Raw genomic sequence first — 15,236 nt, 5'->3', positions numbered from 1 at the left:
CGAAAACCCGAATCCCTTCAATCTGTGCCGCCCTAGCTGTACCATAAAGCATCTCTATTGGTTCATCAAAACCTTCCTGCCATGAAAAAGATGCTCCTGCTTTTAATCGCTGCGCTTACTTTTTTACCCGGCCTGACTGCACAGCCTCTAATGGAACGGCTGCAGGAATTTGCCGATGCGCAGCGCCCCTCGGCAGTTTCCATTGCTATTATAAAGGACGGGCAGGTGACTCACCACCACTTTGGCCGCCTTTCAAAGGCTGATCGTTCTCCACCCAGTGAACATACGCTCTACGAAATTGGCGCGCTGAGCAGTGTTTTTACTACCACACTTATGCTGCGCCTGGCTGAAGAAGGCAGGTATAACCCGGAACGGGAAATTGCCTTCTACTTACCCGATAGCTTATCCCCACCCAGGTTTCAGCCTCAACGCTGTGCGGAAGTAGTGCTGCCGGGCAACCCGGTGCGCCGTATCATGAGTTGTTCCAATGACCACTCCCGGGCATCTGTATGCATCACCGGCTGCGACTTGGCCAGCCACGTTTCGGGCTTGCCGAATTCCGGCCTCGGCTTGTACGACTGGCACCCCATCGGCAAAGCGGCTTTCCTTACCGGGCCTGCTACCGGGCTTAGGAGTGCGGAACTACTGCAAAAACTGGGGGAGGCAACTTTCAAATCAGAACCGGGGCATAGCTATCATTTTTCCAATGCCGGGATCGCATTGCTCGGCATAGCCATGGAAAACGCCACAAACCAGCGGTACGAAGATTTGCTGCACCAGCACATCGTACGCCCCCTTCGACTGCAGGACACCAAAGTGGACATCAGCGCTGAACAGCGTACCCGCCTTGCAGAAGGGCACAACAACCGCGGGCGACGCACCGACAACTGGCACTTCAAAACACTTGCGCCTGCTGCCGGGCTCAAATCGACAACTGCCGATTTAGCCAATATGCTCAAAACTTATCTAAATCCGGATCAGGCTTGGGAAAACACCATTCTTGAAGGCCAACAGGCACGCGTAGATGTCAGCTTTCCCACACTGGAACACAGCACACAGGCAGCCTACGGATGGCTCGTATCTTACCTGCCTGAACCACACCCCAGATTGGCGGTATGGATGAACGGAGGCACCGCAGGCTACAGCGCCTTTGCCGGGTTTGTAAAAGATGAGCAGATCGGGGTGGTTGTCCTGACTGCCCAAGCCGGGGCCGAAGCGACACAACTTGGGATGGACCTCTTGAAAATACTGGATTAGCTCGGCTGATGCACGCTACAGCTCTTTGCGAAGCCGGGCCACAGGAATGTTGAGCTGCTCCCGGTATTTGGCAACGGTACGCCGGGCAATCTGATAGCCCTTGTCCTCCAGCGCCTTTTGCAGTTTTTGGTCGGAAAGCGGCTTCTTCTTGTTCTCCTGCCCAATGATGTCTTCCAAAATCTGTTTCACCTCCAGGGTGGAAACCTCCTCCCCGTCTTCCTTCGACATGGACTCTGAGAAAAACTCCTTTAGGCGTTTGGTGCCAAACTCTGTTTGTACAAACTTACTGTTCGCCACCCGGGAGATGGTGGAAATATCCAGACCGGTAATGTCCGCGATATCCTTGAGGATCATCGGCTTGAGCTTGGTAGAATCCCCGGTCAGGAAGAAATCATACTGGTACTGCAAAATAGCGTACATGGTCCGGTACATGGTATCCTGCCGCTGCCGAATCGCATCAATAAACCACCGGGCGGAGTCGATCTTTTGCTTGATAAACATAATGGCCTCCCGCTCCTGCTTATTGTTGCGCCGCCCTGCCGTCTTCTTTTTATAAGACCGCAGCATATCCTGATACTGATCGCTCACGCAGAGGTCGGGCGCATTCCTTGAGTTGAGGGTCAGTTCCAGCTCTCCATCGCGGTTTTGGATGATGAAGTCCGGCACGACATATTGATTAGCCCGGCTGTTGCCGCCACTGGAAAAGCCACTGGCCGGCTTAGGGTTGAGCTTGATGATCTCATCAATAGCAGCCTTTAGGTCATCGTTGGTAATGTCCAGCCGGCGCAGGAGTTTATCGTAATGCTTTTTGGTAAATTCGTCAAAGTAATCGCGGATGACCTTAATGGCCAGGTCGAGGTCTTCCCGCTCCTCAAAGTCGAGGAAATCCTCCTCGTCATCCTGTTCGGCCTTGATCTCCAGCTGTATGAGCAGGCATTCCTGCAAGTCCCGTGCGCCAATACCCGGTGGCTCGAACCGCTGAATCTGCTTGAGCAGTTCCAGGATTTCGGCTTCGTCAGCGAAGATATTTTGGGCAAACATCAAATCATCAATGATAGAATCCGGCTCCCGGCGCAGGTAGCCATCTTCATCAATACTGCCTACGATCTGCAACGCAATGGCTTCTTTGCGCTCATCTTCCAGTTGCATAAGGCCGACCTGCTCCTCCAGGTACTCGTGGAAGGAATGCTCAACGGCAATAGGCACTGTTTTTTCCTCTTCGTCAGCGCTGTAGTTATTGGTTTGTGTTTTGTAAGTGGTAGGATCGTCCTCGATGTATTCGTTGAGGTAATCGTCCAGCTCGTAAGGTTCGTCATCAAAATCATCGTTGCCCTGCTCCTCGGCCAGGTCTACGATCTCATCGCGCTCCTCGCCTTCCTCTAAAGCCGGGTTCGCTTCCAACTCCTCCTTAATGCGTTGTTCCAGGGTAGCCGTCGGTATTTGCAGCAGCTTCATAAGCTGAATCTGCTGCGGCGACAGCTTCTGTAGCATTTTCTGGCTTAGACTCTGTTTCAGCATGGGGACTGATTTTAGGTTGACTGTTTGTTGTGCCCCTTTTGCTTAAAAGCAAGCTCTTGCTGAGTGGTTTACTTATGCGGTGAACTTCACCCAAGAAGTTTTTTGCGATAAATAGGTTACTGGCTACTACAACAAACAGTTTCTATTTACTGAATTTTCTTATCTTTTGCAAATCAGAAAAACGGAATGAGGGGTAAAGTGTTGTACGCGCTATACACTTCAAATATCAAGGGAATTTTAATATTTAACAAAAAATATGCCAAAAAAAATATCGAATTCTTCTGAAACCCCTGTGCTGGATAGACTGCGACAAGCTATGCAGGAAAACGGGCTTGATGCCTACATCGTCCCGAGCCAGGATCCGCACCAAAGCGAGTACGTTGCGGACCACTGGCAGGCCCGCCGCTGGCTTACCGGATTTACAGGCTCGGCCGGCACCGCAGTGGTCACCGCTTCCACTGCCCATTTGTGGACCGACTCCCGCTACTTCATTCAGGCGGAAGCTCAACTGGCCGGCTCAGCGTTTGAGCTTCAAAAGTTAACGGTGCCCTATACAGCGGAGCACCTGGAGTGGCTCTGCGAGCATTTGCCGGCCGGTGCTGCGGTGGGCTGCGATGCCCGGTTGTTTACCGTCAGTCAGGCACGGGCAGCCCGACGAAAGCTTGCCGAAAAAGATATCGAGCTAAGCTTCAGCAATTACCTGATTGACGACTTGTGGGCGGACCGCCCGCCGCTGCCCGGTGATGAAGTTTTCGAGCTGGAGCAAAAATACGCGGGACAAACCCGGGCTGATAAACTCAATGCTGTGCGCAGTAAAATGAAGGTGGGTGCTTATTACCTGGTTACTGCCCTGGACGAAATCGCCTGGCTGCTCAACATCCGCGGCAACGACGTGGAGTGCAATCCGGTCGCCATCAGCTACTTCCTTCTCGGACCGGAAAGCGCGCAATGGTTCATTGACCCGGGTAAAGTCCCTGACCGCCTTAAACAAAGCTTGGAGCAGGATGGCATTTCCATTAACCCCTACGCCGGCATCGCAGAAGCCCTGCGGCAGGTGGGTGCCAAACATAGAATTGGCTATCAGCCGGAAGCCCTGAGCGTTTTTCTCTACGAACTGCTGGAAGCCGCCCGGTGGATGAAAACGCCTAACCTCATCGCTCCCCTCAAAGCGGTACGCAACACCATAGAGAAAGAAAATCTAAAACTTGCCATGCGCAAAGACGGCGTGGCCTTACTGCACCTCTACCGTTGGCTGGAAGATGCCCTGGATAAAGGAGCCAGCCCCACCGAATTTGAAGTGGGCGAAAAGCTGGCGGGCTTCCGGGCTGAACAGGAAGGCTACTTCGGCGAAAGCTTCCCGCCCATTGTGGGGTATGCCGGCAATGGCGCTATTGTGCATTACCGTGCAGAAGCCGATACCGCAGCAAGGATACACCCGGAAGGCATACTCCTGCTCGATTCCGGCGGGCAATATCGGGAAGGCACTACTGATATTACCCGTACCGTCGCCCTTGGCCCGGTAAGCGAGGAAGTTAAAGACCACTACACCCGGGTACTCAAAGGGCATATCGGCTTATCCAGTGCCATTTTCCCGGAAGGCACTACCGGGGTACAACTGGACATACTTGCCCGGCAGCACCTTTGGGCAGCCGGGCTCAACTACGGACATGGCACCGGGCATGGAGTCGGGCATTTCCTCAATGTGCACGAAGGCCCACAGGGCATCACCCCCAACCCACGGACCAGCCGCGGGCAAACGCCAATCGTGCCGGGCATGCTGACCTCCAATGAGCCGGGGTTTTATAAAGCAGACGAATATGGCATCCGTATCGAAAATCTGGACCTCTGTGTAGAAAAGATGGAGACGGACACCGGAAAGTTCTATACCTTTGAACCTCAGACCCTATTCCCTATTGCCACCGACCTGATTTTGTTGCCCCTGCTAAGTGCTGAAGAACGGCAATGGCTCAACGAATATCACGTTCGGGTGTTGAAGGAATTGTCCCCACTGCTTAATAGTGCAGAGCAGGCCTGGCTGGAGAAAAAGTGCCGGCAGGTTTGACCGGGTCCGAAATGCGAAGCAGAATATCATGACTCTAACAGATACCGATAAAGCTGATATACGGCAATTGAGCCTAAAGGAACTTCAGGAGGTCTTTCTGGGTATGGACGAGAAGAAATTCCGTGCCAAACAAGTCTATGAGTGGTTATGGAAAAAAGGTGCCCGCACTTTCACAGAAATGACCAACCTCTCCAAAGGCCTGCGTGAAAAACTGGAAGCCCGCTTTGCCATCAATGCCATCATCACAGATGAGGTACAGCATAGTCAGGACGGCACCATCAAGTCGCGCTTCCGACTGCACGACGGGCACCTCATTGAGTCTGTGCTCATTCCGGTGCCTGCCGACAACCGCTATACCGTTTGCGTATCTTCTCAGGTGGGCTGTAGTCTTTCCTGCACCTTCTGTGCTACCGGCCGTATGAAGCGCCTGCGCAATCTCGATGCCGCTGAAATCTACGATCAGGTTGTCATGGTCAATCAGCAGTGCGAGGCCCACTTTGGGCATCCGCTCACCAATATTGTCTACATGGGCATGGGTGAACCGCTGCTGGCCTACAAAAACGTACTGGAAAGCATCGACCGCATCACCAATGAGGATGGGCTTAATATGTCGCCCCGCCGCATCACCATCAGCACCGCAGGCATTGCCAAGATGATCAAGCGGCTGGCAGAGGATGCCGTAAAAGTCAACCTCGCCCTCTCCCTCCACGCTGCCGATGACACCAAACGCAACGAAATTATGCCGATCAATGAGCAAAACAATCTGGAGACGCTCATGGAGGCGCTGCAATACTATTATCAGCAGACGCGCAACCGCATCAGCTACGAATACATCACCTTCCAGGATTTCAATGACACCCTGGAAGATGCAGACCGGCTGGCCCGCCTCTGCAAAAACTTTCCCGTAAGGGTCAACATCATTGAGTACAACCCGATTGACGGGGCGCCGTTCCGCAAGTCCACCGAGCACCGGATTGATGACTTCGCACGCCACCTCCGCGATCAGGGCATTATGGTCACCGTACGGCGCAGCCGGGGCAAAGACATCGACGCTGCCTGCGGGCAGCTGGCCAACAAGTAACTTTCAAAGCTATGGAAAATCCATTCCGTTCCTACATCGATAAGTTCTCTGAGAATCGCTTCTGGAGTAAACTCCGGGATTATGCCCGTCAGGCAGGACTAAAGACGGTCTACTCTGCCCTGCTCCTTTTCTACGCCTACCGCCGTAAGGATACGCCCTATTGGGCCAAAAACATCGTGCTAGGCACCCTGGGCTACTTTCTTTCACCCATTGACGCTGTGCCCGACCTCACGCCTATCATTGGCTATACCGATGATATCGGCGTGCTGGCTTTCGGGCTCGTGACCATCGCCGCTTATGTCAATCAGGAGGTCAAGGAAAAAGCCAAGGGGCAGCTCCACCGCTGGTTTGGTACTTATGATGAGGACGAACTGGCGGAAGTAGACGCCAAACTTTAAGGGTCCGTAACCGTAAAATCATTCCAAACTACTCCTACCACTTTTGTTCTTCCGGCAATTTTTGCAATTTGGCGCTTGCCCCTGCCCGGGCTTCCGGTTCAGGTGGCCAACCTGCTTACGACTAAAAGCAAAAACACATGCGTTACGAAGCGATCAACTCCGAGCTTTTCCGATACAACCGGCAGCGGTTCATGCGTAAAATGCAGCCGGACTCTATTGCCATTTTTCAATCGAATGACCTGATGCCCAGGAGCGGAGATACCTTTTTCCCCTTTCGGCAAAACAGCGGCCTGTTCTACCTCAGCGGGCTGGATCAGGAAGACACCGTGATTGTCCTCTTCCCCGATTGCATCAAGGAAGGCTTTCAGGAAGTGGCTTTCATCCGCCGTACCGATGAGCGCACCGCGATCTGGGAAGGTGACAAGCTGACCAAGGAACAAGCCCGGGAGATTTCCGGAATTGAGAAGATTTACTGGGCCGATGAGATGGACAACATCCTTCATGAGCTCATTTTGCTTTCCAAGCGGGTATACCTTAACCTCAATGAGCACGACCGCTTCGCCTCCGGGGTCGTAACACAGGACATGCGCTTCGCCCGTTTACTACAGGAACGCTACCCGTTGCATAAATTTCACCGGGCGCAGCCTTTGCTCAAAAAGCAGGCGATGATCAAATCTACTACGGAGGTCGGACTTATCCGCCACGCGGTGAATATCACCGGCAAGGCCTTTGAGCAGGTGTTGGATTTTGTCCGCCCCGGTGTAATGGAATACGAAGTGGAAGCAGAAATCATCGCGGAGTTTATCCGCAACGGTGCCCGGGGCCACGCCTATGAGCCGATTGTGGCCAGTGGCAAAAACACCTGCGTGCTCCACTACGTCCAAAACAATCAGCGCTGTATGGACGGCGACCTTCTGCTCCTGGATTTTGGTGCAGAGTATGCCAACTACGCTGCCGATCTGAGCCGTACTATACCCGTTAGCGGGCGCTTTACAGAACGACAGCGCAAAGTGTACGATGCTGTACTGCATTGCATGAGAGGCGCTCAGCAAATGCTGCTGCCCGGCACTATGCTGGAAGATTATCATAAGGAGGTGGGCAAAATGGTGGAAAGCGAACTGCTCCAACTGGGGCTACTCGACAAAACAGACCTCAAAAATCAGGACGAAAAGGCTCCGGCTTATAAAAAGTTCTTCATGCATGGCACCTCCCACCACCTTGGACTCGATGTGCATGACCTCTCCAACCGCTACGACCCGATACAGGCGGGTATGGTCTTCACCTGCGAGCCTGCGATTTATATTCGCGAAGAAGGGTTGGGTATCCGCCTGGAGAATGACATCCTGGTTACCGATGACGGCCCGGTAGACCTTTGCGCCCACATTCCCGTAGAGGCAGAAGCCATTGAAGAACACATGAATGCAAGCATACTGAGCAGTACTTAAGCCTTTGACCAAATTCTATCTGTTATGAACCTCATTTTTGAGGGGGTCAAAGTCGGCTTGATCCTCGCCATGCTCATTGGGCCTATCTTCTTCGCCATCATTCAGGCGGGCGTGGAGGAGGGATTCCGGGCGGGGGCTACCGTAGGACTGGGCATCTGGGTGAGCGACTTTCTGTTCATCGCGGCCGTGTACTTCGGGCTGGCTTACATCAGTCAGGTGGTGGAAGGTCCCAACTTTGGCTTGTACCTGGGCATTGGCGGCAGCATAACCCTTTCCGCATTCGGGCTGGGGGCACTGCTTACCGTACCGAAAGCTCACGAACTCCCGGAATGGTCGAAGGAAACGGTGCGTACGTCCTCCTACTCCGGGCTTTGGCTCAAAGGCTTCCTCATCAACACCATCAACCCTTTTACTTTTTTCTTTTGGATTGGTGTCGCTTCTACCGTTGTGGTAGATGGAGAAATGGAACTCATGGAAGCCCGCTATTTCTTTGGAGGCATTTTGGGCACCATCATCATCACCGACTTGTTGAAAGTCCTGCTGGCTAAGCGCATACGACGGGTGCTCCGCCCAATCCATCTGCTCTGGCTACGGCGTATCTCCGGTATTGCACTGATTGTCTTTGCGGCAGTATTACTGGGCAGAGTCCTCTGGATGATGTAAAAAAGGCTGTGCTTAGGAACAGCACAGCCAAAGAATTAAAGGGCTACAGTATAGGATATTCTTAGTCTTCGTTTTGCTCCTGCAAAATAACCAGGTAGGTGCCGGGCGGCACGAACCTGGCTTTAAAAAGCGACTTTAAATTGCAGGAAAGATTAGCATCTTATTAAGATGTCTTGACAGCAAGAAATCAACATTTACAATAGCAAATGTCTTCTTTTAGCCTTAACTGAAGATGAAGTGGAGGTTAAGGTTCCTTTAATTCGGAACTAATCCAACCCCAGCAGCAGCTTGAGGGTAGGAAAGACGACCTTGGCACGCTTTTGGTCGAAGCTGGCTTTGGGCAATGCTTCTCCTTCCGCTTCAGGCTTAGGCGCACCGGTTTTGGAAAGGCTCAGCATTTTTTCCCGCTCCGGAGGGGAGAAATTGGCGAACGAACGGCGAAGCAAAGGCAGGGTCTGCTCGAATACCATCTGCGGCAGTTCCGCAATCCATTCGTCCAAAATTTGCCAGAGCGCCGGCATGTGAATCAGTAACAGCCCACTACCGTAGAGGAAACCTTCGAGCCACAAAGCACTCTGCTCTGCTTCAGCAGCGGAGGAAAGGGCATAGCGCATATGTGTGGCTGCCGCCTCGTCAGACAGGACTGATTTATCAAACAAAATACGGGTACAAAGCCCCCGTAGCAGCGGGTGCGCCGGTGCAGCATTCGTGATTTGCCCAAGTGACCGGTTCCACTCTTTGTGAAATGCAGGCTCGTTCAGCAGGCTGATGGCGCGGTTGCTTTGCACCAGTTGCTGTAGCCAGTCGCGGGCAACTTCTTCCTCAATATTCAGCACCGCTGCTGGTAGTCCAATGGCAATACGGGGCACCATATGCCGGATCAGCGCTTCCACGGCCTCCGTATCCGTCTGCCGGGTATCGCCATAACGCTGAATGTCGGCCAGCACGGGCAAGGCTTGCATAAGGGCGTACACATCCTGAGTAACCGCCGCTGCGTCTTCCAGTTGGCGCACCAGGGGGTTAAAGGCAGCGGTGACCCCGGCTAACAGTGCCTCACGAGCCAGACCAACCAATTCATCAAGCTTATGGGCTTCCTGAGCTTTTTTCAGGAGGTAGTTATTAGCGGCTGCTTCCACGGTATTGCCCCACATCCCAGCCTGTATAAGCCGGATAACATACTCGGGTTGCCAGTGCAGGTGCCAGTACTCGCTGAAGCTGCCCAGCTTGCCGTCCGGCTGCTCCTGAACACGCCCCCAGGGCACATCCAAAATCCGCAGCTGATGCAGCAGGTGGCTGGCATCCAGGTGGGTGTCTTTGCGTAAATCAAGGGCTTTATCTTCAGGTGCACCTGACTTGTACAGCTTGGTCAGCCGGGCGGAGCGGATGCGGGCTTCCATGTCCTGCTGCAGAGGGATTTGCGGGATGCTGTCCGGCACTTCCCCCACCTGTTGCCCGATGATAAGTTCCTGTTCGATAAGCTCCAAAGGCTCCGGGCTCCCTTGCGCGAAGACCGCCAGGGCAGCTTCTTTCATGGCATCAATGCCTGCTACCGGTTGGCCGCGCATGCCTGCCAGCGTGTGGGCAAGCCGGGCAGCATCGACAGCTTGTGCAGCACTTGCGTCAAAGCCCTCGCCCCGAAGCAAACCGGCTACCCGCGCCATCCAGTACTGTACGGTCTCCTCCCGCTTGCTGAAGAGCAGCTCGTAGTAAGCCGGAGAGACCACACCGGCCATATACCCGCTCTGAAATGCCAGCCGCTGATACGACCAGGGGATCCAGGTGGCAGTGGTTTTACGCTTTTTGCGCCCTTTGAGCAGAGCATTATCGTCTTTTTGCTTGAAGCGGTCGAGGTAGTACAGCGCAGGAGTGTGCCAGGCACCGCAAACCACAGCGATATTCTTGAATCCGTCTTTGATAGCTTTGCGCAGCTGCTTGCGCATGTAAGCTTCCCGCAAACGGTTGAGGGGGCGCTCTGACCGCCCTAGTTCATCGCGCAGGGCCGTGTTCAGGCTAATTATGGTTGCGAAAATATCGATATCATGCTCGGGCTGTTCGAAGGTAGCCTCCCACCAGCGCTCGCTGTCCCGGTAGCCGGCCAGGCGGGCCATGTAGCCCATAGGGTCGCGTACTTCCGGTGCTTCCCGGGCTGCATCCGGCAAAGACAGCGACAACTGCTGCTCTTCTTCTCCAAGCTGAAACTGTATGCTCATGGGCAGGTCTATAAACCGGACATCCAGCCCCTGAGCCAACCCAAACTGCGCGGCCTGCCACTCGGGTGAAAACTCCGCGAAGGGCAGATAGGAGGCGTGCCGCAGGTCTTTGGCATCATAGATGAGAATGGCGACCGGTGGGTGCAGCCCGGGGTGCAACATGTACTCCAATGCAGAGCTGGCGTCTTCCGGCGCTTCGATCAACAGGCAGTCGGGCTGCTGCGCTTCCAAAGCCTGTAAAAGGCTCCGGGTAGAGCCCGGCCCGTGGTGCCGTATGCCGTAGATCTTGTACATGCGTCTTTTATACTTTTCGTAATCGCTCACCAGCCGCCCGCAGCGTCTCTTCGGTTTTCGCAAAGCAGAGCCGGATGATGCGCTCGTCCCGCCCGCTCGTGTAAAAGGCAGAAACCGGGATAGCTGCCACCCCATGCTCCGTGATCAATTGATGCGCAAAGACCCGGTCCGGTTCATCGCTGATGCCGGAATAATCGAAATTGCAGAAATAAGTCCCCCGGCAGGGCAGTGCTCTGAACCTTGAGCCCTCCATGACTTCCAGCAGCAGGTCGCGCTTCTGCTGGTAGAAATCCGGCAGGCTTTGGTAGGTAGCTGCATCCTGCAAATAGTCAGCCAGCGCATGCTGCGTAGGGCGGTGCACCGCAAAGGTATTGTACTGATGCACCTTACGGAACTCCACCATCAGTTCGGGCGGGGCGACACAGTAGCCAATTTTCCAGCCGGTGTTGTGGAAGGTTTTCCCAAAAGAATAGGCTGCCAGGCTTCGGCTGCGCAGGCCCGGAAACCGCAGCACGCTTTGGTGGCTGGCCCCATCGTAAATCAGGTGCTCATACACCTCATCGCTCAGCACCAGGATATCGGTGCCCAGCGTGAGATGCTGTAGAGCCAGCAGGTCAGTGGTTTGGAGGGTGGTACCTGTAGGGTTATTGGGCGTATTGATAATGATCATGCGGGTAGCCGGTGTCAGGAGCGCTTCCACATGGTCCCAATTGACTTTGTAGTCCGGGGCTTTGAGTTCGTATATGACTGGTATGCCCCCGTTGACTTCCACGGCGGGCCGGTAGCAGTCGTAGGCGGGCTCCAGCAAGATGACTTCGTCGCCCGGGCGGACGAAGGCAGCGATGGCGCAGTAGAGGGCCTGTGTTCCCCCCGCAGTAATGGTAATTTCTGAGCCCGGGTCAACCTCAACACCATACATCAGGTTGATTTTCCCGGCAATCGCTTCCCTCAACTCCGGCAGGCCCGGCATGGGCGCATACTGATTGTACCCTTTCTGCAGGTAATCGCAAACCAGATCGGTGAGCCGCTGCGGGGACTCAAAATTGGGAAAACCCTGAGAGAGATTAATCGCCCCGTGCTCATTGGCCAGAGCCGACATAACAGAGAATATAGTGGTGCCGACATTCGGCAGCTTGGAATACACTTGCATAGTTTAGGTAGTAAGATTTTTAGTCGTTTCTTCTGCGATGATCCGTAGCCCGTCCAGCGTAAGATGAGGGTCAATAGTATCGAAATCCGTCTCCAGTGGATGCAGAATAGCTGATAACCCTCCGGTAGCCACCGCCATGTATTGCTCCCCAACTTCCGCCCGGATACTGGACAACATATGCCGCACCAGCCCCACATAACCTACCAGGATTCCACTTTGAATAGCCTGTACCGTATCTCTGCCAATAGCCGACTCCGGCATTTGCAGCGGTACCTCCGGCAACTGTGCGGTTTTCTGAAACAGGGCACCAATTGCCGTTTTCAGGCCCGGCGCGATGGAAACACCCAGCAACTGCCCTTTTCGATCCACTACTGTAAAGGTCAGCGCCGTGCCAAAGTCCACGATAATGCAGTCCTGCCGGTGCAGGTAGTGGGCTGCTACTGCATTGGCAAACAAGTCGGTGCCCAGCTCTTCGGGCCGGTCGATTTTCAACTGCAGGTGCTGGTAAATTTCCGGAGCGACCAGGAGCGCCTCCTGCCCAAAAAGGTGCCGGCTCAGCTGTACGAAGGTGCGCTTCAGGGCCGGGACAACCGTACTCACTACAACCTGCTCAATAGCCCCCGCCTCTATGCCCTGCTCCATCAGCCAGGAAGTGCAGCCCATCTGATAAAACATGGCAGACTGCTGGTCGGTCTTGGTAGGCAGGCGGTGAAAATGCGCCCAGTGCCCATCGGTATACAAGCCGAGCGTTACATTAGAGTTGCCGATATCTATGGCTAGGATCATTATTTGGCTTTTGCTATCTCCCTAAATGTAAAAAAATCCGGGGAGCCCTGTGGCTTTTTTTATATTTTAAGCGCAACCAAAACCAAAATCTGATGCTACAACCTGATTCTCAACTATTCAACCTCAAGCGAAAGGTACAACAGTACGAGGAAGTCCTCCAAAATACGCAGACCTACCGGGAGAATTGGAAAACGGAGACGTGCAAGCAAATTCAGGACACCTTACAGGATATGCTCGAAGCTACCGGCTTTGCTGCCCGCCTGGAACACCGTTCGGATGTGGAAAACCTGGAGGCCATCGTACTCACCCTGGGACAGTCCAAAAGCGGTATGTACCAGCAGGTGAGCGATGATGTGCAGCGCCACCTCATCAAGCACAATGGCTCGCTCGTGTACCAGCAGCTTTTTAACGGCAAGATCATCGTTTTGATCAATTATCCGTTCATTGAGAATTACGGGCAGCCCCGCCCACCTAAGACCATTGCCATTTACCGGCCCGAAGAGCTAAAAGAGCCCTACTTCCTGCGCCATATGGAGGAATTCCTGCAGGAAATCACCAATTGGGAAGACTACGACGATGATGAACCCAACAAACGCATCGGTTTTCAGCTCAACTTCGGTGCCAATGGCGGAGAATCTCCGGAATAATTGATTACACCCCTGCGCCGAAGACTCTTTTTAGTGGAGTAGTCAGACGATCTGCTCCACTAAATCACAAATTATGGAAATCAGACTTGATGGCAAAACTGCCCTCATCACCGGCGCGGGAAGTGGCATAGGTGAGTCCATTGCAAAAATATTTGCAGAAGCAGGCGCTCATGTCTTCATCCTGGAGCGCGATGCAGCCAAAGGAGAAGCGGTAGCTCAAACGATCCGGGAGACCGGCGGAAAGGCAGACTGTGAAGTGGCTGATGTCAGTCAGCAGCAGGAGATGGTGGACCTGGTGAACCGGATTGTGGACAAGACTGGCCGGATGGACATCCTTGTCAACAACGCGGGCATTGCCCATGTGGGTACCCTCGATGCCACATCGGAAGCCGAATTCGACCGCATCTACGCCGTGAATGTCAAGGGGGTTTACAATGGCATGTACGCCGTGATTAAGCACATGCAGCGCCAAAAGAGCGGGGCCATTCTCAATATGGCTTCCATCGCTTCCATGATTGGGCTGCCTGACCGCTTTGCTTACTCCATGAGCAAGGGGGCGGTGCTGACGATGACCTACACCGTTGCCCGGGACTATCTGGCGGATAACATCCGGTGCAACTGTATTGCGCCAGCCCGTATTCACACCCCCTTCGTGGATGGCTTCCTGGCCGACAACTATCCGGGAAAGGAAGCTGAAATGTTCGATAAATTATCCAAAACCCAGCCTATCGGGCGGATGGGCACGCCGGAGGAAGTCGCCAAGCTGGCCCTCTACCTTTGCTCTGATGCCGCAGGCTTTATCACCGGCACCAACTATCCGATTGATGGCGGGTTCGTAAACTTGAATACCTAAGCATGAAACTAATCCGATTTGGAGCGGCCGGAACCGAAAAACCCGGCATTATTGATCAGAATGGCAACTACCGTGATGTGAGTGCCTTTGGGCAGGATTTTGACGAAGCTTTTCTTGGAGGGACCGACCTTGAAGACCTTCGCTCCTGGCTGGGGCAAAACCTGGATGATTGCCCGGTGGTGCCTGCCGAAACCCGGCTTGGACCACCGGTAGCTGAGGTTTCAAAAATTGTCTGCGTGGGGCTCAACTACGCCCAACACGCCAAAGAAAGCGGCATGGACGTGCCCACAGCCCCTGTCTTATTCTTCAAAGCCACTACTGCGATCTGCGGCCCCAATGATGACATCATCATCCCCAAAAACAGCGAAAAGACGGACTGGGAGGTCGAACTGGCCATTGTGATCGGTAAGCGCGCTTCCTACGTAGACGAGGCGGATGCCATGAGCCATGTGGCGGGCTACGTGCTGCACAATGATGTGAGTGAGCGGGCCTTTCAGCTGGAACAAAGCGGACAGTGGGTCAAAGGCAAAAGCTGTGACACCTTCGCGCCCATCGGGCCATTCATTGGCACCACAGACGAAATCCCGGACCCTCACAACCTCCGCCTCTGGCTGAAGGTCAACGGGGAAACCATGCAGGACAGCACCACGGCTGACCTGGTATTCAATATTCCTTATCTGGTGCACTACATCAGTCAGTACATGACCCTGCTGCCCGGTGATATCATTTCTACCGGTACACCATTTGGAGTAGGCCTGGGCTTAGACCCACAGCGCTACCTGAAACCCGGTGATATCGTCGAGCTGGGGATTGACGGGCTGGGCAGCAGCCGGCAAACGGCTAGGGCCTGGAGCCCGGCTTAAGCGGTTAAG

The 15,236-nt window shown here is 54.0% G+C and carries 13 protein-coding genes; 9 read left to right on the top strand and 4 right to left on the bottom strand.

Going from position 1 to position 15,236, the window contains the following annotated elements:
* Positions 1-81: 81 nt before the first annotated feature.
* Complete coding sequence (locus IX84_RS08985; RefSeq protein ID WP_044219039.1) at positions 82-1,257, top strand: serine hydrolase domain-containing protein; 1,176 nt, start codon at positions 82-84, stop codon at positions 1,255-1,257.
* A gap of 15 nt (positions 1,258-1,272) precedes the next feature.
* Here the strand turns inward: IX84_RS08985 and rpoN are convergent, their stop codons facing one another.
* Positions 1,273-2,775 (bottom strand): RNA polymerase factor sigma-54, encoded by a 1,503-nt coding sequence (rpoN, locus tag IX84_RS08980; RefSeq protein WP_044219036.1) that lies wholly within the window; start codon positions 2,773-2,775, stop codon positions 1,273-1,275.
* Positions 2,776-3,031: 256 nt separating this feature from the next.
* On the opposite strand from rpoN, the gene IX84_RS08975 reads away from it, so the two are divergent.
* The 5 genes from IX84_RS08975 to IX84_RS08955 all read left to right on the top strand — a co-directional run bounded on the left by IX84_RS08975 (position 3,032) and on the right by IX84_RS08955 (position 8,424).
* The gene (locus IX84_RS08975; RefSeq protein WP_044219034.1) at positions 3,032-4,837 is read left to right on the top strand and encodes an aminopeptidase P family protein; all 1,806 of its coding nucleotides are present in this window, start codon (positions 3,032-3,034) and stop codon (positions 4,835-4,837) included.
* 28 nt (positions 4,838-4,865) lie between these two features.
* On the top strand, positions 4,866-5,918 hold the full coding sequence (rlmN, locus tag IX84_RS08970; protein WP_044219031.1) for a 23S rRNA (adenine(2503)-C(2))-methyltransferase RlmN: 1,053 nt from the start codon (positions 4,866-4,868) through the stop codon (positions 5,916-5,918).
* Between the two features lie 11 nt (positions 5,919-5,929).
* Complete coding sequence (locus IX84_RS08965; RefSeq protein WP_044219028.1) at positions 5,930-6,316, top strand: YkvA family protein; 387 nt, start codon at positions 5,930-5,932, stop codon at positions 6,314-6,316.
* Between the two features lie 137 nt (positions 6,317-6,453).
* Positions 6,454-7,761 carry an aminopeptidase P N-terminal domain-containing protein gene (locus IX84_RS08960; protein WP_044219025.1) on the top strand — a complete coding sequence of 436 codons (1,308 nt, stop codon included), beginning with the start codon at positions 6,454-6,456 and terminating at the stop codon, positions 7,759-7,761.
* A gap of 24 nt (positions 7,762-7,785) precedes the next feature.
* Positions 7,786-8,424 (top strand): LysE family translocator, encoded by a 639-nt coding sequence (locus IX84_RS08955; protein ID WP_044219021.1) that lies wholly within the window; start codon positions 7,786-7,788, stop codon positions 8,422-8,424.
* A gap of 266 nt (positions 8,425-8,690) precedes the next feature.
* Here the strand turns inward: IX84_RS08955 and IX84_RS08950 are convergent, their stop codons facing one another.
* From IX84_RS08950 to IX84_RS08940, 3 genes are read right to left on the bottom strand one after another with little or no spacing between them, the layout of a single operon-like run.
* Positions 8,691-10,928: a DUF5682 family protein gene (locus IX84_RS08950; protein WP_044219018.1), complete on the bottom strand. Its 2,238-nt coding sequence runs from the start codon at positions 10,926-10,928 to the stop codon at positions 8,691-8,693.
* A gap of 7 nt (positions 10,929-10,935) precedes the next feature.
* Positions 10,936-12,078, bottom strand: a complete 1,143-nt coding sequence (locus tag IX84_RS08945; RefSeq protein ID WP_044219017.1) for a methionine aminotransferase — start codon at positions 12,076-12,078, stop codon at positions 10,936-10,938.
* A gap of 3 nt (positions 12,079-12,081) precedes the next feature.
* Positions 12,082-12,864: a type III pantothenate kinase gene (locus IX84_RS08940; protein ID WP_044219014.1), complete on the bottom strand. Its 783-nt coding sequence runs from the start codon at positions 12,862-12,864 to the stop codon at positions 12,082-12,084.
* A gap of 92 nt (positions 12,865-12,956) precedes the next feature.
* On the opposite strand from IX84_RS08940, the gene IX84_RS08935 reads away from it, so the two are divergent.
* The 3 genes from IX84_RS08935 (at position 12,957) to IX84_RS08925 (ending at position 15,227) form a co-directional block, all read left to right on the top strand.
* Positions 12,957-13,511, top strand: a complete 555-nt coding sequence (locus tag IX84_RS08935) for a hypothetical protein (RefSeq protein ID WP_044219012.1) — start codon at positions 12,957-12,959, stop codon at positions 13,509-13,511.
* Between the two features lie 73 nt (positions 13,512-13,584).
* Positions 13,585-14,364 (top strand): SDR family NAD(P)-dependent oxidoreductase, encoded by a 780-nt coding sequence (locus tag IX84_RS08930; protein ID WP_044219009.1) that lies wholly within the window; start codon positions 13,585-13,587, stop codon positions 14,362-14,364.
* A gap of 2 nt (positions 14,365-14,366) precedes the next feature.
* Positions 14,367-15,227, top strand: coding sequence for a fumarylacetoacetate hydrolase family protein (locus IX84_RS08925; RefSeq protein ID WP_044219005.1), 861 nt, complete (start codon positions 14,367-14,369; stop codon positions 15,225-15,227).
* Positions 15,228-15,236 lie beyond the last annotated feature (9 nt).

The organism is Phaeodactylibacter xiamenensis (genome assembly GCF_000759025.1).
Classification (GTDB): Bacteria; Bacteroidota; Bacteroidia; order Chitinophagales; family Saprospiraceae; genus Phaeodactylibacter; species Phaeodactylibacter xiamenensis.
This window is presented reverse-complemented; position numbering and strand designations above follow the sequence as displayed.

Coding starts and splice junctions, on each gene's coding strand:
- IX84_RS08985 (WP_044219039.1), top strand. CDS start 82: ATGAAAAAGATGCTCCTGCTTTTAATCGCTGCGCTTACTTTTTTACCC.
- rpoN (WP_044219036.1), bottom strand. CDS start 2,775: ATGCTGAAACAGAGTCTAAGCCAGAAAATGCTACAGAAGCTGTCGCCG.
- IX84_RS08975 (WP_044219034.1), top strand. CDS start 3,032: ATGCCAAAAAAAATATCGAATTCTTCTGAAACCCCTGTGCTGGATAGA.
- rlmN (WP_044219031.1), top strand. CDS start 4,866: ATGACTCTAACAGATACCGATAAAGCTGATATACGGCAATTGAGCCTA.
- IX84_RS08965 (WP_044219028.1), top strand. CDS start 5,930: ATGGAAAATCCATTCCGTTCCTACATCGATAAGTTCTCTGAGAATCGC.
- IX84_RS08960 (WP_044219025.1), top strand. CDS start 6,454: ATGCGTTACGAAGCGATCAACTCCGAGCTTTTCCGATACAACCGGCAG.
- IX84_RS08955 (WP_044219021.1), top strand. CDS start 7,786: ATGAACCTCATTTTTGAGGGGGTCAAAGTCGGCTTGATCCTCGCCATG.
- IX84_RS08950 (WP_044219018.1), bottom strand. CDS start 10,928: ATGTACAAGATCTACGGCATACGGCACCACGGGCCGGGCTCTACCCGG.
- IX84_RS08945 (WP_044219017.1), bottom strand. CDS start 12,078: ATGCAAGTGTATTCCAAGCTGCCGAATGTCGGCACCACTATATTCTCT.
- IX84_RS08940 (WP_044219014.1), bottom strand. CDS start 12,864: ATGATCCTAGCCATAGATATCGGCAACTCTAATGTAACGCTCGGCTTG.
- IX84_RS08935 (WP_044219012.1), top strand. CDS start 12,957: ATGCTACAACCTGATTCTCAACTATTCAACCTCAAGCGAAAGGTACAA.
- IX84_RS08930 (WP_044219009.1), top strand. CDS start 13,585: ATGGAAATCAGACTTGATGGCAAAACTGCCCTCATCACCGGCGCGGGA.
- IX84_RS08925 (WP_044219005.1), top strand. CDS start 14,367: ATGAAACTAATCCGATTTGGAGCGGCCGGAACCGAAAAACCCGGCATT.